Annotated in this window: 17 protein-coding genes and 1 tRNA gene; 12 read left to right on the top strand and 6 right to left on the bottom strand. The window is 41.2% G+C overall.

Annotated features, from left to right (window positions below; genetic code table 11):
- The first annotated feature begins 68 nt into the window (after nt 1–68).
- The 3 genes from B5D47_RS04855 to B5D47_RS04845 are packed head-to-tail and all read left to right on the top strand — an operon-like array spanning nt 69 to nt 5,016.
- Nucleotides 69–1,157 carry a helix-turn-helix domain-containing protein gene (locus tag B5D47_RS04855; RefSeq protein ID WP_078930705.1) on the top strand — a complete coding sequence of 363 codons (1,089 nt, stop codon included), beginning with the start codon at nt 69–71 and terminating at the stop codon, nt 1,155–1,157.
- On the top strand, nt 1,144–2,652 hold the full coding sequence (gene rimO / locus B5D47_RS04850) for a 30S ribosomal protein S12 methylthiotransferase RimO (RefSeq protein WP_078930704.1): 1,509 nt from the start codon (nt 1,144–1,146) through the stop codon (nt 2,650–2,652). The genes B5D47_RS04855 and rimO overlap by 14 nt, the downstream gene beginning before the upstream one ends.
- Nucleotides 2,653–2,670: 18 nt before the next feature.
- Nucleotides 2,671–5,016: an ATP-dependent helicase gene (locus B5D47_RS04845; protein ID WP_078930703.1), complete on the top strand. Its 2,346-nt coding sequence runs from the start codon at nt 2,671–2,673 to the stop codon at nt 5,014–5,016.
- A 96-nt stretch (nt 5,017–5,112) separates the two neighbouring features.
- Here B5D47_RS04845 and B5D47_RS04840 read toward each other — a convergent pair whose 3' ends face one another.
- Nucleotides 5,113–6,708, bottom strand: coding sequence for a Na+/H+ antiporter NhaC family protein (locus B5D47_RS04840; RefSeq protein ID WP_234969901.1), 1,596 nt, complete (start codon nt 6,706–6,708; stop codon nt 5,113–5,115).
- A 20-nt stretch (nt 6,709–6,728) separates the two neighbouring features.
- Nucleotides 6,729–6,890, bottom strand: coding sequence for a hypothetical protein (locus B5D47_RS11515; protein WP_200806549.1), 162 nt, complete (start codon nt 6,888–6,890; stop codon nt 6,729–6,731).
- Nucleotides 6,891–7,603: 713 nt separating this feature from the next.
- Here B5D47_RS11515 and B5D47_RS04830 point away from each other — a divergent pair.
- The 9 genes from B5D47_RS04830 to B5D47_RS04790 all read left to right on the top strand — a co-directional run bounded on the left by B5D47_RS04830 (nt 7,604) and on the right by B5D47_RS04790 (nt 17,863).
- Nucleotides 7,604–9,334 (top strand): InlB B-repeat-containing protein, encoded by a 1,731-nt coding sequence (locus B5D47_RS04830; RefSeq protein ID WP_078930701.1) that lies wholly within the window; start codon nt 7,604–7,606, stop codon nt 9,332–9,334.
- Between the two features lie 177 nt (nt 9,335–9,511).
- Complete coding sequence (locus tag B5D47_RS04825) at nt 9,512–12,049, top strand: pectate lyase family protein (RefSeq protein ID WP_078930700.1); 2,538 nt, start codon at nt 9,512–9,514, stop codon at nt 12,047–12,049.
- A 163-nt stretch (nt 12,050–12,212) separates the two neighbouring features.
- Complete coding sequence (gene gatC, locus B5D47_RS04820; RefSeq protein WP_078930786.1) at nt 12,213–12,512, top strand: Asp-tRNA(Asn)/Glu-tRNA(Gln) amidotransferase subunit GatC; 300 nt, start codon at nt 12,213–12,215, stop codon at nt 12,510–12,512.
- Nucleotides 12,513–12,537: 25 nt separating this feature from the next.
- Nucleotides 12,538–14,058 (top strand): Asp-tRNA(Asn)/Glu-tRNA(Gln) amidotransferase subunit GatA, encoded by a 1,521-nt coding sequence (gene gatA, locus B5D47_RS04815; protein ID WP_078930699.1) that lies wholly within the window; start codon nt 12,538–12,540, stop codon nt 14,056–14,058.
- A gap of 153 nt (nt 14,059–14,211) precedes the next feature.
- Nucleotides 14,212–15,756: an Asp-tRNA(Asn)/Glu-tRNA(Gln) amidotransferase subunit GatB gene (gatB, locus tag B5D47_RS04810; RefSeq protein WP_078930698.1), complete on the top strand. Its 1,545-nt coding sequence runs from the start codon at nt 14,212–14,214 to the stop codon at nt 15,754–15,756.
- Nucleotides 15,757–15,766: 10 nt separating this feature from the next.
- On the top strand, nt 15,767–16,585 hold the full coding sequence (locus B5D47_RS04805; RefSeq protein WP_078930697.1) for a hypothetical protein: 819 nt from the start codon (nt 15,767–15,769) through the stop codon (nt 16,583–16,585).
- Nucleotides 16,586–16,612: 27 nt separating this feature from the next.
- Nucleotides 16,613–16,918 carry a hypothetical protein gene (locus B5D47_RS04800; RefSeq protein WP_078930696.1) on the top strand — a complete coding sequence of 102 codons (306 nt, stop codon included), beginning with the start codon at nt 16,613–16,615 and terminating at the stop codon, nt 16,916–16,918.
- Nucleotide 16,919: 1 nt separating this feature from the next.
- Complete coding sequence (locus tag B5D47_RS04795; RefSeq protein ID WP_078930695.1) at nt 16,920–17,378, top strand: ASCH domain-containing protein; 459 nt, start codon at nt 16,920–16,922, stop codon at nt 17,376–17,378.
- A gap of 92 nt (nt 17,379–17,470) precedes the next feature.
- Entirely contained in the window at nt 17,471–17,863 is a 393-nt protein-coding gene (locus B5D47_RS04790; protein WP_078930694.1) for a hypothetical protein, read from the top strand.
- Nucleotides 17,864–17,967: 104 nt separating this feature from the next.
- Here the strand turns inward: B5D47_RS04790 and B5D47_RS04785 are convergent.
- From B5D47_RS04785 to B5D47_RS04770, 4 genes are all read right to left on the bottom strand, one after another.
- A tRNA-Arg gene (locus B5D47_RS04785) sits at nt 17,968–18,041 on the bottom strand.
- A gap of 55 nt (nt 18,042–18,096) precedes the next feature.
- Nucleotides 18,097–18,936 (bottom strand): MBL fold metallo-hydrolase, encoded by an 840-nt coding sequence (locus B5D47_RS04780; protein ID WP_078930693.1) that lies wholly within the window; start codon nt 18,934–18,936, stop codon nt 18,097–18,099.
- A gap of 60 nt (nt 18,937–18,996) precedes the next feature.
- On the bottom strand, nt 18,997–19,656 hold the full coding sequence (locus tag B5D47_RS04775) for an HAD family hydrolase (RefSeq protein ID WP_078930692.1): 660 nt from the start codon (nt 19,654–19,656) through the stop codon (nt 18,997–18,999).
- Between the two features lie 17 nt (nt 19,657–19,673).
- Nucleotides 19,674–20,936: an FGGY-family carbohydrate kinase gene (locus B5D47_RS04770; RefSeq protein ID WP_159443489.1), complete on the bottom strand. Its 1,263-nt coding sequence runs from the start codon at nt 20,934–20,936 to the stop codon at nt 19,674–19,676.
- Between the last annotated feature and the right edge of the window lie 239 nt (nt 20,937–21,175).

Raw genomic sequence — 21,175 nt, 5'->3', positions numbered from 1 at the left:
TTGAAAATGTATTTTTTTAAAGGCAACCTTAAGATTTTTTAAAGTAAATTTTTCAGGGAAGAACAAAAATGGAAAGTTATGGCACAATTCTAAAAAACAAAAGGGAAGAAAAAGGACTGGAACTTGAAACGATTTCCAGAGAAACTTCAATTACTTCTACTTATTTGAAGGCTCTTGAAGAAGAAAATGCCGTAGTTTTTCCTGGCGAACCATATCTTGTCGGTTTTTTGAAAATTTATGCTGAATACCTTGGACTTGATTCTCAAAAGCTGCTCCAGCTTTATCATGCAAAGACTTTGCAGGAATCTCCGATTCCAGATGGTTTGATTGTCCGCAGACGGCCGAAAGTTTTAATTACTGTGATCATAATAATTTCGGTTCTTGTTTTTGCAACAGGAGTTACTTTTGCGGTTTTGTTTATGAAAAAGAAAGCCGAAGAGCATGCATTGCTCGTTGCTTTGCAGAACGATTTTCAGTCAAAAAAATATGAGCTTACAGAAAAACCCCTTGCGACAAGAATTTACAAAGGAGACCAGTTGATTTTGGGAACCCGCAGCGGTGATGTTGTTGTGACTGTTGCAAACACTGTCGGAGATTTGAGCTTGGAAACTCCTGCAGGAATTCAGCATATTGAACTTTCAGAAGAGCTCGAAGTCGATGTTGACGGCGACTCAAAGCCGGAACTTATTGTCTATGTTTCAGACGTTTCTACTGGAACTAATGACCGTGGCGCTGAAGTTAGAATTCTTCTTAAAAACGCTTCGAACGCTGCCGCAGGAGAAACAAAAACTTCCGAAATTCCAAGCGTTGAAGAGCTTCCTCAAAACCAAAAACGCACTGTTATTCTCGAAGATACAAGAGCTTATCCGTTCACGATCCGTGCGGACTTCCGCGCAGGCTGTCTGTTCCGTTATCGTCTGGACAGAAAAGATGCTGTCGAAGATTATCTTGCAAACGGCGACACTGTAAATATGACTGCAAGCAACGGCGTTCGCCTGTGGATTTCTAACGGAAATACTGTAAAACTTCAGGTAATTGCTGCTACAAAGACATACGACATTGGAGTAACAAAGGCCGGAGAAGTTATTGTTCAGGATATTCGCTGGATAAAAGATACAGATGGAAAATTCAAGCTGGTAATAAATGAACTCGATTAAATTTTTTATTGATCAGCACGGTTGTGCAAAAAATCAGGTAGATGGAGAAATCTTAATTTCGCATTTGACAGGAACTCAAGAGTGGGAACAGACTTTTGAGCCTTCTGAGGCGGATTTGATCATCATCAATTCGTGTGGATTTATCGAATCTGCAAAAACCGAATGTCTGAATGCGGTTTTAAATGCAAGAAATAACTATCCGAACGCAAAAATTCTTTTGGCAGGTTGTCTTGCCGAGCGTTACGCAGAAGACTTAAAAGAAAATTTGCCGGAAGCCGATGGTTTTTTTGGAAACGGCGATCTTTCAAAAATCGTAATTACCGCTAAAGAAGTTATGCAGAATAAGCGTCCAGTTCACAAATTCGCTCAAAAAGGAGTTTGCGGCGCAAACCGAAACCTTCTTCTTTCTTTTGCTGGAACTGCCTTTGTAAAAATCACTGAAGGCTGCAACAACCGCTGTTCTTTTTGTGCAATTCCAATCATCCGCGGAGAATTGCGTTCTCGTCCTGCCTCAGAAATTATCGAAGAAATTAAAACTCTCCTAGAAAAAGGCGTTTACGAAATCAACTTGATCGGACAGGATTTGGCAGCTTACGGAACAGGCTGTTCTGACAACGTTTTTGGAACAGGCCGCACTTATCTTCCTCTTGGAACTCCTGGAAGCGATGCTGAGCTTGCCATCGAAGACAAAGGCGAATCGGGACTTTGCACTTTGCTCAAAGAAATTTCAAAAATCGAAGGAACTTTCCGTCTTCGTCTGCTTTATATTCATCCAGATCATTTTAATCCGGATATTTTGCCTGTAATAAAATCCGATGAACGCTTTTTGCCTTATTTTGATATTCCTTTTCAGAGCGGAGATGACGAAATCATTCTCAAAATGCACAGAACCGGAAATCACAAAAAATATGCGCAAACAATCGAAAAAATCAGGAGTTTTTTTCCAGACGCGGCAATCCGGACGACTTTTTTGGCAGGTTTTCCGGGCGAAAAAGATGCCCAGGCAGAAAATACTCTTAACTTTTTAAAAGAAATTTCCACAGATTGGTCAGGTTGTTTTCCGTATTCAAGGGAAGATGATACTCCGGCCTATAGTTTAAAAAATCAGGTTCCTGCAAAAAAAGCAAATGCGCGTGCCGAAAAACTGGTTGCGCTTCAGGAAGAAATTACAGCACAGCGCTTAAAGGAGCGTTGCGGCAAAGATTACGATGTTTTGATTGAAGAAGTCCTCGCTCAAAACGAAGATTCTCCTGAAGAAGGAATTGCAATTGGAAGGGCTTGGTTTCAGGCGCCGGAAGTTGACGGTTCGGTTGTTGTAAATTATGACCGTTCAAATCCAGAAGAGCAAAAAGCGGTTCTTTCCGGAAGACTTGTGCGCGTTCATATAAACAGCGCCGGCACTGTTGATTTAAACGGCGACTTTGTCTGCGACAGTCCGCTTAACGAAAAAATCAAAAAAAACAAGTTGAAATTTGCACAGGAAATAAACGGTTAGAACTGCAAAGGTGGCAAAATGGATGAGTTTTTAAGCGTCTTGAATCCAGAACAAAGGGCGGCCGTTGAACATGAAGGTTCTCCTCTCTTAATTCTGGCAGGAGCTGGTTCAGGAAAGACACGCGTAATTACCACAAAAATTGCTTATCTCATTTCCGAACGAAACGTTGATCCGTATCAGATTCTTGCAGTCACCTTTACAAAAAAAGCGGCAAACGAAATGCAGCAAAGGGCTGTTGCCCTCGACAGCCGGGCGCGTTATTCGCAAATCAGGACATTTCACTCTTTTGGCGCCTGGTTTCTCCGTCTTTTTGCAGCGCAGGCTGGAGTTGACCCGAATTTTACGGTCTACGATGACGACGACATGGTAACTCTCCTTTCCCGGGCAAATCCAAATCTTGCCAGAAAGCAGGCAAATCATTACGCGCATTTAATCAGTCTTTGCAAAGATTACGCTTTAACGCCGGACGATTCGGTCGAAATTGCCGAACTTATGGAAGAACTTGGCGAAGAAATCGACAGCGAAGATGATTTTGCGCAAATTTATTCAAACTATACAGCCCGTCTGCGCGAAACCGGCAACGTTGATTTTGGAGATTTAATTCTCCTTCCAATGCTTGTTCTCGAAAAAAACGAAGCTGTCCGCACAAAAATTCAAAATCGTTTTCGGGTAATAATGGTTGACGAATATCAGGACTCAAACGTGGCGCAGTTTCGGCTTTTGCAGGTGCTTGCCGGAAAACAGACCTATGTTTGTGTTGTCGGTGATGATGATCAGTCGATTTACCGTTTCCGTGGCGCTGAAGTAAAAAATATTCTTCAATTCAAAAATCATTTTCCGAAAACTCAGATAATCCGTCTGGAAAGCAATTACCGCTCAAAATCAGAAATTTTGACGGTTGCAAACGACGTTATAAAAAATAATTCGGCTCGTCTTGGAAAAGAACTCCGTGCCGAACGCGGAGAAGGAAAAAAGCCTGTACTGATTTTTTTGCCCGACCAAAACGAGGAATGTCAATTTTGCGGAGATTTAATCGAGCAGACACACAAAACAGGAATTCCATATAGCGACTGGGCAATTCTTTACCGCACAAATGCCCAGTCAATGGGATTTGAATCAGAATTTTTGCGGAGAAAAATCCCATACCGAGTTGTCGGCTCTCTAAAATTCTACGAACGCGAAGAAATAAAAGATATTCTCGCTTATCTTGCGCTGCTTGCAAATCCAAAGGACGAAATCGCATTCAGAAGAATTATAAATAAACCTGCGCGAGGAATCGGAGCAACGTCGCAGGATAAACTTGTAGAAGCCTGCCGTCAGGAGATTTATAACTCGGTCATGGCGGAAGAAGAAGACCGCCAGAGAAAAGAGACTTCTCAGGAGCAGATTCAGAGTGTAAACTATGTAGAAATTTGCCGCAAAAACGGAGCATCTTTTTCAAAAAAGGCAAGGGAAGGAATCGCTTCTTTTGTCGAGGCAATGGACGCTTTTTACGAAAAAATAAAAGAAAATATTAAGCAAAAAGACGAAAACGAGCGGATTTTGGCAGAAAATGCAGAAATTGTAACTCCAGTCGAAAAACTTTCGGTTTTAATAGATTTTATTGCCGAAAAATCAGGCTTAAAGACGTATTATTCAGAAAAAGACGAAATTGCCGGAACTCAGCGCGATGCGAATATTCAGGAACTTTCAAATTCGGCGGTTTTTTATGATTCGACGCAAGAAGGGCTTTTGGAATTTCTGGACCATATTGAATTGGACAGGACAATAGAAGAATCAGACGGCGAGGACGGGGCAGACAGCGTAACCTTAATCACGCTTCACAACACAAAGGGGCTGGAATTTAGCCGCGTTGTAATTACCGGAATGGAATATGGAATTTTTCCGCGGCAGGACAAATACGGAAATGAACTTGAAGAAGAGCGCAGACTTTGCTATGTTGGCATTACCCGTGCAAAGGACGAGCTTTATATGACAGCCTGTTCCAGACGAGTTATGTACGGCCGTACCGAATACATGGCGCCAAGTCCGTTTTTGCAGGAAATAAACCCTGACAATATAAAAATTCTGGGACATCTTCCGTTCGGATTTAAAAAAACTTCATCACAAAATGCTTCTTTTTCGCACAACGGCGATTTTGGAAATTTGGGCTTAAGCCATCCTGACACAGAAACCGACCCGATAAAATTAAAATATCACCGCGGAACAAAAATCTATACCGACGATTATGGTTATGGAATTATAACTTCGGCATTTACGACAACCGAAGGCGAGTACGCAGTCACTGTCAATTTTGAAAACGGCGGAATAAAAAGATTCTTGCCAAAATATCAATACAAAAATCTGGAAATTATAAAAGACTAAACAAGTGAAAAAAAATGCTCCGCAGTTTCCCGCAATGACGCTGTACAAACCAAGGTCTAATCGCCATTGCGGGTAAAAGCGAAGCAATTTACAGTTTTAAGCCTGCTTGTGAACAGTCATGGCTTTTTCTGTCCGTTTTTTAATAAAAATCAAAGTTGCAAACAAAAGTACAATACCAAAGCAGAGCGAAATTGCAGAGCAGAGGGCAATGTTAAGTTTTGAAGTAAAACCTGCCACGATAAAAGTAAAGAACGAAACAACCGCAACAGTCATGGCGTAAGGAATCTGGGTTGCAACGTGGTTTACGTGGTCGCACTGAGCGCCGGCGCTTGCCATAATCGTCGTGTCAGAAATTGGAGAGATGTGGTCGCCACATACAGCACCGGCCATGCAGGCAGAAATAGAAATTATTCTCAAAGAACCTTCCGGGAAAGCCGCAATACAAATAGGAATCAAAATACCAAAAGTTCCCCAGGAAGTGCCAGTTGCAAAGGCAAGGAAACATGCGATTGCAAAGATAATTGCCGGAAGAAGCATTTGAAGCTTGTCAGCGCTTCCAGAAACAAGACCTGCGACAAAGTCTTTTGCGCCAAGACTGTCAGTCATAGATTTAAGAGTCCATGCAAGACAGAGAATCAAAATGGCAGGAACCATAGCCTTAAAACCGTCCGTCAAACACAGCATTGCCGCCTTAAACGAAATAACTTTGCGTCCAAGATACCAGACGATAGAAATGATAAGTCCAAACAAAGAACCGATTACAAGTCCTACAGAGGCGTCAGAATTTGCAAAAGCGTCGACAAAGTTAAGGTGAGTGTCTCCTTCGCTAAAGAATCCGCCGGAATAAATCATGCCGATAACGCAGAAAACAATAAGAATAGCGATTGGCACAACCAAATCAGCAACAGTTCCCTTCTTTTTTTTGCCGGCATCTGAAGATTCCTCAGAGACAGGAATTTCTTCATCGTCTTTTTTCATAAATTCTTTTGCTTTTTCATACTTAGACATTTCGCCGTATTCAAAACGCATAAAAACGAGGGCAAAAAGCATTACGATTGTAAAAAGAGCATAAAAGTTAAAAGGAATCGCCTTGCAGAAAAGAGCAAGACCGTTTTCGCCTTCAGTTACAAAGCCAGAAACCGCAGCCGCCCATGAAGAAATCGGCGCAATAATACAAATAGGAGCCGCAGTAGAGTCGATAAGGTAAGAAAGTTTTTCTTTGCTTACACCGTACTTGTCAGTTACAGGCTTCATAACAGAACCAACCGTCAGACAGTTAAAATAGTCATCGATAAAAATCAAAATTCCGAGACAGATAGTAGCAACCTGAGCGCCAAGTTTTGTTTTAATGTGTTTTTTTGCCCAGTTGCCAAAAGCTGCAGAACCGCCTGCCTTGTTCATAAGGGCAACCATAGTTCCGAGAATTACAAGAAAAGTGATAATTCCGACATTGTAGCTGTCAGAAATACACGAAATCAAACCGTAAGTGACAGAATCATCTCCTTCACCGACAGTGTTATTCAAAAGATGCGAAATAAATCCCGCAAAACCCGAGCCAACGCTCACAGAATAAAAAACCGCGCCGATTACAATACCAATAAAAAGCGAAGAATAAACTTCTTTAGTAATCAATGCCAGCGCAATAGCAACAACCGGCGGTACAAGCGACCAAAAAGTTCCAATCATATTCATTTTAAGCAAAATCTCCTAAATTACTTTTTTATAGCAGAAAAATCAGTGTTGAGCGGATCTTTAACGCCTTCTTTTTCCAGTTTTTTTAGAACTTCGATAGCGTAATCGAGTTCATCGAGCGAATTTGCAGAAACATAGGTTTTAACCTGTTCCAAAGCCTTGATAGCTTTCTCGTTATTCATAAATCCTCCAAAAAAAAGCGTAAACAATCTCCAGTAAAAAACATATCTTAAAAAATATGTTTTTGCGACAAAAATATTCTATCAGCAAAAAAAATGTATATAAATATTCAACTGCACAAAAATAAAGATTTTTTTAGTAATTCGGGGCCATTTTTTCGTTTTTGCAAAACGAAAAAACCGGGCTTTCCAGGGTTCCGCGCTAGCCGCGCTGCATTTGCGGTTGCAGGCAACCGCAAACGGCTCCGCCGCCCTTCCAATCCCTTGTCCGGGAGGACAAGGGCGTTCGCTTTAGCGAACAGTAAAAAAACGAGTTTTGCGCAAGCAAAAGTCGCAGCGTGCGTGCACGCAAAAATCCCTTGTCCGGGAGGACAAGGGCGTTCGCTTTAGCGAACAGTAAAAAAACGAGTTTTGCGCAAGCAAAAGTCGTAGCGTGCGTGCACGCAAAAATCCCTTGTCCAAGGTTTCTAATAAAAATTGACATTTTAGAGTTTTTCGCAAAAAACAATTCAAAAATTTACAACAAAATTTTAAAAACTTTAGAAATATCTGAAAAGTCCAAACAACCGTTTGTTTTATATTTTCCTTTTATACGATTATATAATAACAGATATTTTTATAACAAAAAAATATCTGCAAAATCAGGAGGAATTTAAAAATGAAAAAAAGTTTTTTTAAGACTGCAATTTTTGCAATGGCCACTGCGGCATTGATTTTTGCAGGCTGTAATTCGGATTCTGGGGGGGGGCGACGATTATCCGGAAATTACAAATGTCACAATTTCTGGAATCCCGGAAAGCGCTGTTTCAGGGCCAGTTGAACTTACAGCAGATGTAGATGGCAATAATCTCGAAGGAGCCGGAATTAAATACAGTTGGGAATTTGCAGAGGAAAGCGGTTATGCTTCTTTTGAAAATTCAGATGCAAAAACTTCAAAGCTTGTTCCAAATTGTGCCGCAGAAGAAAAAGAAGTAAAAATTAAAGTTACCGTAACTTTAAAAGGCACAGAAAACAGAAAGTCTTCAGAAGTATACACAGTAAAAATCGCGGCAAAACAAGAATCAGGCACAGAAGGTTCAGGTTCTGGAAGCGGCTCAGGCACTGGAAGCACAGAAGGCGGCACTACAGGTGGTAACACAGGAAGCGGCTCAGGCACAGAAGGCGGTTCTACAGGCGGAAACACTGAGAGCGGCTCAACAGCCGAAACAGGAAGTGTTTCTGCTGTGGTAAACGCTGACGGTTCTATTAGCTGCGGAAAATGCGGAAAAATTTACAACTTTACAGAACAGGCTAAAAACTGTGAACATTACAAGTGCGCAACTTGCGGCTCTGTTTATTATTCACAGTCAGAAGTTGATTCTTGCACTTCGCACGTTACTGTAATTTTTAAGGATAGCGGCGAAAACGGAAACGAAAGCGTTACAATGGTAATCAAGTCTGGAAGTACTGTTATTCCTCCAAGTTGGGAAAAAGAAAATTTTGCACTTACCTGGATTGATGAAAATGGAAAGGAAGCCGATTTTGACGATTTAATCTCTCTTTCAGAAGGCGAAACTGAAAAAACAGTAACCTTTACAGCAAAATGGGAAACAACTTATACAGTAACATTTAAAGACGAAAGCGGAACAAATGCCGACGTAACAGTTGATGTAATTTCGGGAGAAGTTGTTGGAAGTGTTCCTGAATGGACAAGAGAGCACTTTACATTTGCAGGCTGGACTTCAAGTGTTGCAAGTTTGACAACAGATTCTGCAATTACAGGCGATGTGACATTTACGGCAAAATGGACAGAAGATGCAAAATATACGGTAAAATTTGTAGATTCTGAAGGCACAAATGCTGAAGATACACAGACCGTTTACAATGGCGAAAAAGCAAATGTTCCAGCTTGGACAAAAGAAAACTACAGACTTTCCTGGACAAGCAGTGTTGAAGGACTGACAACAGATTCTGCGATTACGGGCGATGTTACATTTACAGCAAACTGGACAGAATTGCCAAAATGCACAAACTGCGGAACTCATTATGCAACAGCGGACGCAGCAAATAACTGTGGAAAACAGGAAGGTTGTCCAAAATATGGAGCTTTGACAACAATCACATTTAGTGGAACGAAGACAGCAACAGTATCTTCTGACAATGATGCGATTACTGCGGTCGTTATTGGTAATGTTACTAAGACAGATTATGTTTATAACGGTGAAAAATATAATCCTTTGCTGAAAATGGAAAGTTCTACGTCTTTGAAATTAACCGGTGTAAAAAACAAAAAAATTACAATAATAACATGTGGATATAAAACAGCAACTAAACGTAATATAAAAGTTGCTGGTACAAACTATGCTGCGAGCGAAAACGATGAAGTTATTATCGAAGATATTTCTGATGATGAAATAGAAATTACTAAAGGTGATCAACTTAATGTTGCTGTAATCTTTATCGAATAAAGAATGCAAAAACGGAAAACGTTGTTTTGACGACAATTTCGGGCAGTGGGAAATGTGAATGCGTTAGGGGGTGTAGGGGCGCGCAGCGTTGCGCAGCAATGCAACCCCGAAACACCCGACCGGCGCTTGCGCCGGGAACGCCCGATTTATAAAAAAAAGATATTGATGGAGAATTAAATGAAGAGATTTTCAAAAATCTTAAATAAAGTTGCTTCGCTTGCTATGACGGCGATGATTGCTTTTTGTGCGTCAGGATGCTCTGATCTTGGAGCTGATGAGCCTTCTAGCGCTGGCGATGGATGTGGAAGTGTTTCTATAAGTTTTAGCCATGGCCGTGCAGTAAGCTACGATTCTTATACAGACATTAAACTTTTCTACAAGGCTTCTGGCGCAAGCGGATTTACTAAGGCTGCAAGCTGGGCTAGCGAGAGTGAATTGAGCGCGGTGAGTGTACCTGTCGGAACTTACACCTTCAAACTGACAGCTAATGTTGCAATGAGCGACTCTGAACTTGGCCTTAGCGAGTCTGTTGCAATGTCAGGCGAAGCTGATGCAACTGTTAAAAACGGAGAAACAACGGATATTTCTTTTACGTTGAAAAGAACTAACACAAGCAGCGGTGACGATAATTTTGATGCTGATACTGAGGCAGACGTTACAAATGCAACTGTAAAAATAGTAAAGAGTGAAGGCTGGTTAAACTCTGCTTATGTTGTATTCAATCAAATCAGCGGAGCGACTTACACTGTGAAAGTTGATGGAACAGAAATCGATAACGAACTTATCCGTTTTTATGATACTTACAATTATTATGAAAAGAGTGAGGCGGCAAATCTTGCTGTCTCTTATTCAAAGAAAACTTTGAGCAATGTTGTGCGTGCTGACGCTCTTGGACTTACTGCTGGAAAGCACACCATTGCTGTAAGTGTTGACGGTGGAAAAACAGAGTCAACTGCTGTTATGACAGTTCTTGATAATGACCGTTCTGGATTTGCGTTTACGGATGGAGCTGTTCCTGGTGCATACAATCTTGATGGAACATTGAAAGATGGCGCAATTGTAATTTATCTTACTGAGGAAAACAAAAAGACTGTTACAGCAACAATCGGCGGAAAGGAATATACAGGAATTGCTGATATTACTCAGGCAATAAAGACTAAAAATACTGGAACAACTCCTGTTGATATCCGCATTATTGGAAAACTCACGCTTGATGGCCTTTCTTGTTCTGATATGTCTAGCGCATATGCTCTTGGCGTAAAAGAAGCTAATTATGTGACGATTGAAGGTGTCGGAGATGATGCGACTATGGTGGCTGGAGTTGCAGCGTTTACTTCAGATTTTATTGAAATCAAAAACCTTGGCCTTATGAAATGGGGAGGCGGACACGACGGCGATGGTGTTTCTCTTAAGAAAAGCACCTATGTTTGGGTTCATAATAATGACTTTTTCTATGGAGATGCAGGAAGTGATGCTGACCAAGTTAAAGGCGACGGTTCAATGGACTTGAAAGACAATTCTCAGCACGTAACAATTTCCTATAACCACTTCTGGGACAGTGGAAAAATGTCTCTCTGTGGAATGAAATCTGAAAACGGTCCAAACTATATTACTTATCATCATAACTGGTTTGACCATTCAGATTCACGCCATCCGAGAATTAGAACAATGTCTGTCCATGTTTACAACAATTATTTTGACGGAAATTCAAAATATGGCGTTGGCGTAACTTCAGGTGGAAACGCTTTTGTTGAAGGAAACTTCTTCCGTAATGCGCATAATCCGATGATGATTTCTAAGCAGGGAACGGACGCTCGTGGTTCTGGAACTTTCTCTGGCGAAGAAGGCGGCGGAATCAAATCTTACAATAACAAATTTGAACAGAACAATACAAACGGTGTCTCTTTCCAGTTCATAACAAACAAGTATGACTACACAAACAATCAGGAGCTTGGAGAGTATAAAGAATGGACAGAGACAATTGGAACAAAGAACTCTGACGGAACTTGGACTATTTATGATTCTGTTGTTACGGATTCTACCGATACAATTTCTTCAAATTCTCTGATTGCAATAGAAGATGCGGCAAAGAAAGGCGCTTACTATCAAGGTTCAAAAGGAAAGACTATGTTCTATCTTGATGTTCCTGCAAACACGGCAAAAGTTATCTTAAAGGCTAAAACAGGATCTTCAACATCAGGAGCTACAACGACTGTAAGCGTTAACGGTACAAAGAGTGGAGCGATTGCAAACACAGCTTACGCAGATGTTGAAATTGCTGTTTCTGTGACAAAGGACAGCACAATTGCTGTTGTGAATTCTGGTTCTAATTCGCTTAATATCTCTGAAATTAAGGTTATTGCTGCAACTGGTTGGGAGACAACTCTTTCAAGCGGAGCTAATATGTCCGACATTGATGCTTACGAGGTTGACGAACGCAGTGAGACTGTTCCTGCGACTGTTCGCTCAAAGTCTGGAAACTATGCTTATTCAAATTTTGATACAACTTTAGGTGATACAGGTCTTGGTCTTACAAATCTGCCGACATCTCCTGATGTTGCAAAGGCTTCCGTTCTTGAATTTGCTGGCCGGCACAATCCTGATTTTGCTTGGAATTTTGATAATTCAACTGATGATGCAAGTTACGCTGTAAATGAAGAATTGAATTCTGCTTTACTTGCTCATACGACTGGTCTCACAAAAATCGGACAGTAACCTGTAAAAAAAGATTGATGTAAAAATAACTCCGTCGGGCGTTTGTCTGGCGGAGTTTTTTTATCTGTGTTTTTGAAAATCTTTGATGTTTTATATTGTCCTAAAAAATCATGATTATTTCTTTTACTTCCATATTTTCGCGTTTTTTTGTAAAATACAGTTTATGAAAACCGTAGACGAAACAACTCTTTCTAATTTACTTCAGCTCAGCCGGCTTTCTCCAGAAAGTACAGATATGGCTACTCTGAAAAAACAGGTTGACGAAATTGTCGGATATTTTGATATTCTTTCCAAATATGACGACTCAGAAAATCCTTACGACGCTTATCCTTCGACAGAAGCGGAAAAACTCCGCGAGGACGAAGTTGTTCAGGGACTTGAAATTCCAGACATCAAGCAGACAACAGACAAATTTATGGACGGATACTATCAGGTTCCTAAAGTTTTGGGCGAAGGCGCTTAAAATAAAATCTGCATAAGGTGAAAATATGTTTTATACAATAGAAGAAACTGTAGAGGCGTTAAAATCTGGAAAAACAACTTCCGAAGATTTAGTTCGCTCTTCAATTGATACTTTTGAAAAAGATAAAAAATCAGAAAAACCGCTCAATGCTTTTCTCGAAGTTTATTCTGATGTTCTTGAAAAGGCAAAACTTGCAGATGAAGAAATTGCTTCTGCAAAAAAAAGCGGCACAGTCGAAAAACTGTTTGAGCAAAAGCCTCTTTTAGGTGTGCCGTTTGCCGTTAAAGACAATATTTCTGTAAAAGGCAAGAGCCTTACCTGTTCTTCAAAAATTCTTGAAGGTTACCGCGCTCCTTACAACGCAACTGTAGTTGCCCGCCTTTTAAACGCTGGCGCAATTCCTTTTGGTCGTTGCAATCAGGATGAATTTGCCATGGGCTCTTCGACCGAGTATTCGATTTACGGCCCTACGCGCAATCCTATTAACCGCGATTATGTTTCTGGCGGCTCTTCCGGCGGTTCTACTGCGGCTGTTGCCGCAAACCAGGCTCTTTTTGGTCTTGGTACGGAAACTGGCGGTTCTGTGCGTCTTCCTGCTTCTTACTGCGGAGTTTATGGTTTAAAGCCTACTTACGGAGTTTTGAGCCGCTGGGGCGTTGTTGCTTACGGTTCTTCTTTGGATCAAGTTGGAATTATCGGCCACTCTCCAAAAGACATTGCGCTTCCTCTTTCTTTAATGTCCGGTGTTGATTTTTACGATGACACTTCTGCCGATTTGCCGAATTGCGACAAACTTAAAAATCTTGAGGCAATAGACGTTTCTAAGCTTAAAATTGCAGTTCCTAAGCAGTTTGAACAAGCCAAGGGAATGGATGCCGATGTTGCCAAAGTTTTTGCCGATGTAAAAGAATGGTTTGTTTCCAAAGGCGCAAAAATCGAAATCGTTGACCTTCCGGTTTTGGACGCTTCAATCGCTTCTTACTATGTAATTGCGCTTTCAGAAGCCGCTTCAAATCTGAGCCGTTTTGATGGAATTCGTTACGGAAACCGCATTGACAACGAAAAAGGCTACGATCAGCTTTATATCGACACTCGTTCAAACGGTTTTGGTCCGGAAGTAAAGCGAAGGATTATAATCGGAAACTATGTTCTTTCTGAGCAGTTTTCTGGAGAAACTTACAAAAAAGGCATGAGCGTTCGTGCGAGAATTCAGCGCGAAGTTGCTTCCCTTTTTGAAAATTACGACTTGATTTTGTGTCCGACCTGTCCGACAGCTTCGTTTAAGCTCGGCTCAAAAGTTGACGATCCTCTCGAAATGTACTTGAGCGATTTGTTTACGACTTTTGTAAACCTTGCGAGAATTCCTTCAATTTCTGTTCCTGCTGGATTTACTTCTAAAGAAAACAAAAATGCTTCTTGCATGCCGGTTGGAATTCAGTTTGCCGGAAAAATGTTTGATGAGCTCAAAATTTTGCAGACTGCGCAGGCCTGGGAAGAAGACCATAAAGGCTGCGGAATTCCTGTTCAGGAACAGGTTCAAAACTAAAAGTCGGATTTTGCGTTAGGGGGTGTAGTGGCGGCGAAGCCGTTGCGCAACAAAGCAGGGCGAAGTGGAGCAATGGAGCACGGAAGTGCGAAACCACGGAACACCCGGCCCGAACGCAAGTGAGGGAAACGCCCAAAAAAGTTGGAGAAAATTATGGCAATTGACAAATATGAAATAGTAATCGGCTGCGAGATTCACACACAGCTTTTGACTAAAACCAAGGCTTTTTGTGCCTGCGAAAATAAATATGGCGGTATGCCGAACACTCGTGTCTGCCCGGTTTGTCTTGGACTTCCAGGAGCAATGCCTCGTATTTCTAAAGGCTATGTTGAACTTGGTGCGGTTGCAGGCATGGCTTTGAACTGTAATATTTCGCGTTTTACAAAATTTGACCGCAAGCACTATTTTTATCCTGACCTTACAAAAGGTTACCAGATTACTCAGTACGATATTCCTCTTTGTTTTGACGGGCATGTTGATCTACCTCTTTCGCATTATTCAAAAGAAGAGCAGGAAGGCGGCGAAAAATTTCGTCCGAATAATTTTAAAGGTGAAAACTGCATTGTCGAAAATGAAGGCAAAAAATACCGCCGTGTGCGCATTGAACGCATTCACCTTGAGGAAGACGTTGGTAAGTCGCTCCACTTGCCTGGAAAACATTCTTACATCGATTACAACCGTTCGGGAACTCCTTTGATTGAAATTGTAACTAAACCTGACATGACTTCGCCAGAAGAAGCTGCTCTTTTTATGCAGACTGTTCAGGAAATCTTGCGCTACGTGAAAGTTACAAACGGAAACCTTGAGGAAGGAAACATGCGCTGTGACGCTAATATCAACCTCAACGTTTGGGAAGACGGAAAACTTTACCATACTCCGATTTCTGAAATTAAAAACCTTAACTCTTTTAAATCTATTCGCGAGGCCTGTGCTTACGAGGCAAAAAGACAGCTTAAGGAATTTATGGAAGACCGGCAGGAATTTAACCCTGGCTACAAAAATACAATGAACTGGGACGAGGACAAGGGCGTTACTCAAATTATGCGTACGAAAAACTCTTTTGTTGACTATCGCTTTGTTGTTGAGCCGGACATTAAGCCGTTCAAGGTAAACGAAGAGCTTATTGAGCGCGCAAAAGGCCGTGTAGGCGAACTTCCTGAATCGAAGAGAATTCGTCTTCAAAAACAGTTTGGTCTTTCAGACTTCGATGTTGAAACTTTAACTTCCACCCGCGAGCTTGCGCTTTGGTTTGAAGAAGCGGCGGAAGGCGCAAAAGACGTAAAAAAAGTTGCAAACTGGATTTTGGCGGAACTTCTGGCGGTTTTGAATGAGCAGAGAAAGACTATAAGCGAAGTGAATATCACTCCAAAGCATATAACTGAGCTTGTAAATGCGATTGCGGATAAAAAAATCTCCAATGCCCAGGGAAAAACTGTCTTTGCAAAAATGCTCGAGACTTCAAAAATGCCTGCCGAAATCATCAAGGAAGAAGGAATGGAGACCGTTTCTGATTCCGGTGCAATCGAAGAAATCGTAAACAAGGTAATTGAAGAAAATCCAAAGGCCGTTGCAGATTTTAAGGCCGGAAAGACAAATGTTGTCGGCTGGCTCACCGGACAGGTTATGAAGGCTTCTAAGGGAAAGGCAAATCCTGGAATGGCTTCTAAGCTTGTGGGCGAAAAACTCGCAAAACTGTAAAAAAGGTAAAATGACAGAAATCAATATTCTTGCAGAGAGCATAAGATCTCGTTTCGGAACTGTAAAAAGGGCGCGCGGAAATTTTTTGTACACAGAAAAGCGCGTTCGTCTTACAGATATGTTTTTGGAAGGCGGCCGGGCTGTTTTGGGCTGGGGAAGCGATTTTTTTAGCGGCTGGACGATTTTTAAGAACATAATAAGCCGCGGTCTTACAGGAAGTTTTGTTACGGATTTTAATGCTGTTTCAAAAAATTCTGGACTTTCAAGACTGAGCCGTGCCGTAAGCGCCCTGCTGGACGATGAAAGGATTGCGATTATCTGTAATTCAAAAGAAGATGCCCTTAAAAAAAGCCTTGCCATAAGCAAAGACGGAACTTTTGTTTATCGTCCGTGGAATGCGCAGAATATTGACTGGAAAAATGCAGCCTGCGTTTTGATTGCTCCTCCGCTTGCCTGGGCGCAGAATATCTGGATTGTTGCCGTAAAAAGCGAAGTTGTTGAAAACTTACAGACAGATTTTTGTTCTGCCCTTATTCCTGCGGCTTTAGAAGCTGCGGTAACGCGTTCTTTTTATGATTTAATAAAAGCGCTTCAGGTTCGCGAAGAAAAAGATTGGTTTAAGTACGACAAAATTTTGACAAAATACTGGACAAGACATGGACCATGGCTCTTTCCGAAAATTCCTCAGGAAAAATACGAGAGCTTTGTTCAGCATTGTCTGGACTGTGAGCTTGTCGTAAGTCCGTTTTTTTCTGTGCCGAGCATTGTTCCTTTTGGAGCGGATTCTGGAGTTTTTAAAAAACTGGAAAAATCACCTTTTGACTTTTAAAAATTTTAAATTTGGAAGGTAAGAAAAATGCTTGAAAGCGAAGTGATTTTTTACATTGTAAAACTTATTTTTGGCGGAATTACCGCTTTTCTGGCAATTTTGCTTTTGAGCCGGACTCGTGATTCTGCCTGGATTTTTATGATTTGTGGAGCTATTTTTAGTTACGCAGGCCTTGTTTTTGAGCTTCTCTTAAAAGTTGGAATTGTAAGCGATTTTTCTTTAAAAATTTTCAATCTTCCGTTTATGTCGCTTTTTTTTACGGTTGTTCCGGCAATTTTTTTTATAATTTCTTTTATTCTAAAAATAATCCGCACAAAAAAACAGGAAATTTAAAATGACAGTACTTCAATTTTGGAATGAATATTTGGCAAAAACCGGTCAAAAACCACAGGACGCGGTCTATAACGGCGAGCTTTGTTTTGAAGATTCTGGCTGGACAGGACAGTCGCAGTTAAATCTTGTGCTTGGCGAAAAAAAAACTGCAATCTTTACACCTTTTCCTTCTTTTGAAATAAACCGCGAAAAACTTCCTGTTGCCGGCGAAGTTTATGTCGTGGAAGATACTCAGGAAAATCCTTGTGCTGTAATCCGCGTAAAAGACGTAAAAATAATTCCGTTTAGCCAAATCAGCTGGGAACTTGCTCAGCAGGACGGCGAGGACGAAAATCTTGAAGCATGGCAGGAAAAAGAGAGGGACTTTTTTGAAGAAGAAGCCGACCTTTGCGGTTTTGATTTTGACGAAGAAATGCCTGTTGTCTGCGAAATTTTCGAATTAGTCTACAAAAAAATTTAAAACTTTTAAAATCCAAAGTTTAAAATCGAATTTTTGTGTGCTATAATTTTATATTAGAAAAACATTTTAAAAATGTTTGGAGGAATTAAATTATGGCAAAAAAAAGTTTTTCGGTTGAAAAGTTGATTATTCAGCTTTCGCTTGGTCTTTTGCTGGCTGTCGGCGGTATTTGGGGCTTGCAGGGCGGCGGAGATTTTGGAATTAACTCTCTAAAAAGCGTGTTTAGCGGCAGTGCAGAAAACATTGCGGTAATTGTTTTTTCAATAATTGAACTTCTTGCAGGAATTTATCTTGTTCTTGAACTTTTTATCGGTAGTCTCGGAAAGTTTAAAAGCATTCTGATGCTCATTATTATGATTGTCTGGATTGTTGCAATTGTCTTGAGCGATTTTATCGACGGAAATTTCCACAACTTTATGAAATGGCTCTGGAATTTTGCAGGACATCTGGTAGTTTTAGGCTCGATTCTTTTCTGCAAGAACTAATTTTGGGCGCCACCCGCTTTTGCGGGTCGGAGTACTGCGGGCTTCGGTGCCCTCGGTGCTTTGCACCGGCTGCGCCGCCCTCCGTGTTCCTGGCGCTTTTTTTATGACTCCAACGCGAGTCGAACGCGCGACCTTCCGCTTAGGAGGCGGATGCTCTATCCAGCTGAGCTACAGAGTCGAATGGTCTAATTCTAACAAAAAACAAAGATTTTTTCAAATGCCGCGCGCTTTTTCTAAAAAGTATAATAAAGACCTCGTTCTGCAAAACCTGCAAAACCGTCATCTTGAGGTAAAAATTCCCTGTGGTTTTCGCCGTAGTGGCAGAGAAACATTTTTTTGCGCATTTCTTCTGGAAGCGTTAAAAGCTCATCGTAAGAAGAATGAACAGGACTCTCAAAGAAAATGCATTCATGAAAAATACATTCCGGTTTATAAGTCTGTTCAATCCAGTCTAGCATTGGACGGTCAAATTTTGTATCTCCGCTAAAGAAAATCCTGTCATCTATTAAAACTCCGACAGAATAAAAAATTTTGTTCCAGTCTGCATTTGGGCAAAGAATATGTCTTGTCCTTAAGAGTTTTAAGTTTATGGAACCTGCATTTGCCTCGTAAACCGGACGCGGAGTGTTTTTTAATTCAACTGGACAGATTTGCTTAAAATAATCGTCAAAAGTAAAAAAATTGTCTATTCCTTTTTCCTCGCCGTAAGAGCAGGCTCCGGCCAGGCTTTTTTCCCAAAGAGTTTTTTTGTAAAAATCTGGAACAATAAGCGAAGGCTTTTGTCTTGTCACATAGAAATTTGTGTAGGCAATTTCTTCAAGGCCGCCAATGTGGTCAGAATGTGAGTGCGTCGGCAAAATCGTGCGGATTTTTGTGAGCGGAGTGTTGTACGTTTTTAAGGCGTAAGAAAATAAAGTTCCGCAGTCAATCAAAACATGGTCCTGGCCTTTTATTACAAGCAGGTTGTTCTGAAAATCGACTTTGTTAAAGGCGCTTCCAGTTCCGATGAAAAAAATCTGAAGTTTTCCATTGTTTGTGAGGTTTATTCTGTCTTTAAATGTTTCGATTTCCATAGAATTTCCGTAGAATTTTTTTCTTAAAACCAGTACAGATTATAACACAATATAATTATATTACAAAACTTCTGGAAGCAAATAAACGTCTTTTACGCCGTCAACAAGGATTGCGCCCATTCCAAGTTTTAACGGCAAATCAAGGTCAATATCGTAACGGTCTCCAATGCTTATGCATTCTTCAAATTTTATTTTTGTGTTAAGTGCTGTTCCTGCGGTTTTTGCAGCAAGCTCAAAAATCTCTCTGGCAGGTTTTGATTTGAGAGTTGTATCAAGACCGATGATTTCCGGAATAAGCCCGGAAATTCCCAGCGCTTCGAGGGTTTTTCTTGCTGTCAGAACAGGATTGTTTGTTACGCAGATAAGATAAAATTTTTCTTTTAAGTCGGAAAGAGTTTTAAAAAGCCTTGCGTCTGGTTTTAAAAATTCAGAAGGATTTATAAGTTTTTTTCTCCACAAAATGCTTTCTTCAATCGAAATTCCAAAATGAGTAAGAAGGTTTCCAAGGCTGATTTTTTGTCCGGAATGCGTTTGCGCCCAATTTTTTCTAAAATCAGAAAAAAGCCTGCGCGCTTCGTCAGCAGAAATTTTTCGTATTTGGGCAAAATGCCGGATTTGACCGTCAATCTGCTCATTTGCGTACTCAGGATTTGTATATAGCGTGGAATCTACATCAAAAATCAGGACGCGGACTTTTTCTGGAATAAAATAAATCTTCATTAAAATGCGGCGTCTGTTTACGCGTGGTCAGCAGGCATAGCCGGAGTATAAATGTGCGATTTTTTTACAAGGACAAAAGCCGCTTCTTCTATCGAGTCGTAATAACCGAGCGAAATTCTTGCAAGAATGTTGTCGCCTGCAAGTTCCGCATCCACGCACTCAGTCACAACAAACGGAACGCAGAGAGTGTCGCATTTTATCTGGGTCCATTTTTCGTTCAGAGCCTGGCCGCCGGTTACGGTAATGCTTCTCGGCTGTGGAAGGCCTGCTTCTTCCGAGGCTTTTTTTAGAATGTTGAGGGCCGCCCAAAGCTGGTGAGTTACATCGTGAATAATCGCAAGCCCTTCTTTTTTTTGTTCGTCCGTCAAAATCTGCGGATTTTCAAGAGTCGGAGTGTCTACAATCTGCGCAACGAGTTTTTTGTGCGTAATTTTTGTTTTTAATTCATCTTCAACCTTTTGCTTAAAAATTGCAAACCTGCTTCCTGTATCTGGAATAATTACCGCCGCATTCCACATTCCCGGAATAATCGACGGCATTGTGCGGATATTTGGCGAATTTAGCGGAATAGGAGTGCAGAGATTCAGTCCCTCGCTTGAACCTGAACGGTCGCATAGCATGCCGGTGTCGAGGGTGTCTGTTCCAATCAGCGCAACGACAAAATCAGGCGCGCCGCAAAAAACCAATGTTCCCTCAAGAAGACCTGTTTCTTCGGCTGCCTGCTTAGTAATTTTTCCGGCGAGAGTTCCAGGTTTTACAAATGGAGGCAGTTTTTTTATTTCGTCGTCAGAAAAACCTTCTGCCTTGAGCTGTTCTTCAGTCCAGTAAATTTCTCTAAAACGTTCTTCCGGCAGGATTGTTACGGCGTTTCCTGTCAGACGGTAAATCAGGTATTCTGGAGTCCCAAAAATCTTGTCTGATTCGTACCAGTGGTGAGTGTGGAGTTTTCTAAAGGCGTCCAGCCGCGGAATCCATATTGATTTTTTGTCAGAAACGGAAGTTGGCGCATTTTTAGACCAGAGAAGCGTCAGCCCGTTGTTGCTTACAACCGTCGGTCCGTTGCCAGAAATACAGATTGCTTCAATTCCAGTGTCCGGAGATTTTTGCTTTAATTCTTCGACAGCCTGTTTTAACGCCCCGACCCATTCCCGTGCAATTTTCGATTCGTCTTTTTCCGTAAAATTCGCGCGTGCATAGGCAATGCTTTTTGGCGAATCCGGCATAAGAGCCGCTTTTAACGAAGAAGTTCCAATATCAACACAAAGAATAGCATCTTTCATAAAAATCTCCAATTTTTTTGTCGGGGCCATTTTTGCTGCCGCAAAAACCGGGTCTTGCGGGGTTTTATTCCAAAAAACCGGCTCAGCCGCCAGTTTTTCGGAACGGCTTTGCCGCCCCTCCAGCCCCTTGTCCGAATTTTTTAGCTTCGAGGCTTATTTTTATTTTACAACAATTTGTGGAGATTTGCCATTTTTGCAAAAAAAAACTGCCTGAAAAGGACATTGCCTGTCAGACAGTT

It is taken from the genome of Treponema berlinense, assembly GCF_900167025.1.
In the GTDB taxonomy this organism is placed as follows: Bacteria; Spirochaetota; Spirochaetia; order Treponematales; family Treponemataceae; genus Treponema_D; species Treponema_D berlinense.
Note: the sequence above shows the minus strand (reverse complement) of the source record. Positions and strands in the feature narration are given on the sequence as shown.

Bases quoted from the DNA above. Each gene is read 5' to 3' on its own strand.
- B5D47_RS04855 (WP_078930705.1), top strand. From the start codon at position 69: ATGGAAAGTTATGGCACAATTCTAAAAAACAAAAGGGAAGAAAAAGGA.
- rimO (WP_078930704.1), top strand. From the start codon at position 1,144: ATGAACTCGATTAAATTTTTTATTGATCAGCACGGTTGTGCAAAAAAT.
- B5D47_RS04845 (WP_078930703.1), top strand. From the start codon at position 2,671: ATGGATGAGTTTTTAAGCGTCTTGAATCCAGAACAAAGGGCGGCCGTT.
- B5D47_RS04840 (WP_234969901.1), bottom strand. From the start codon at position 6,708: ATGAATATGATTGGAACTTTTTGGTCGCTTGTACCGCCGGTTGTTGCT.
- B5D47_RS11515 (WP_200806549.1), bottom strand. From the start codon at position 6,890: ATGAATAACGAGAAAGCTATCAAGGCTTTGGAACAGGTTAAAACCTAT.
- B5D47_RS04825 (WP_078930700.1), top strand. From the start codon at position 9,512: ATGAAGAGATTTTCAAAAATCTTAAATAAAGTTGCTTCGCTTGCTATG.
- gatC (WP_078930786.1), top strand. From the start codon at position 12,213: ATGAAAACCGTAGACGAAACAACTCTTTCTAATTTACTTCAGCTCAGC.
- gatA (WP_078930699.1), top strand. From the start codon at position 12,538: ATGTTTTATACAATAGAAGAAACTGTAGAGGCGTTAAAATCTGGAAAA.
- gatB (WP_078930698.1), top strand. From the start codon at position 14,212: ATGGCAATTGACAAATATGAAATAGTAATCGGCTGCGAGATTCACACA.
- B5D47_RS04805 (WP_078930697.1), top strand. From the start codon at position 15,767: ATGACAGAAATCAATATTCTTGCAGAGAGCATAAGATCTCGTTTCGGA.
- B5D47_RS04800 (WP_078930696.1), top strand. From the start codon at position 16,613: ATGCTTGAAAGCGAAGTGATTTTTTACATTGTAAAACTTATTTTTGGC.
- B5D47_RS04795 (WP_078930695.1), top strand. From the start codon at position 16,920: ATGACAGTACTTCAATTTTGGAATGAATATTTGGCAAAAACCGGTCAA.
- B5D47_RS04790 (WP_078930694.1), top strand. From the start codon at position 17,471: ATGGCAAAAAAAAGTTTTTCGGTTGAAAAGTTGATTATTCAGCTTTCG.
- B5D47_RS04780 (WP_078930693.1), bottom strand. From the start codon at position 18,936: ATGGAAATCGAAACATTTAAAGACAGAATAAACCTCACAAACAATGGA.
- B5D47_RS04775 (WP_078930692.1), bottom strand. From the start codon at position 19,656: ATGAAGATTTATTTTATTCCAGAAAAAGTCCGCGTCCTGATTTTTGAT.
- B5D47_RS04770 (WP_159443489.1), bottom strand. From the start codon at position 20,936: ATGAAAGATGCTATTCTTTGTGTTGATATTGGAACTTCTTCGTTAAAA.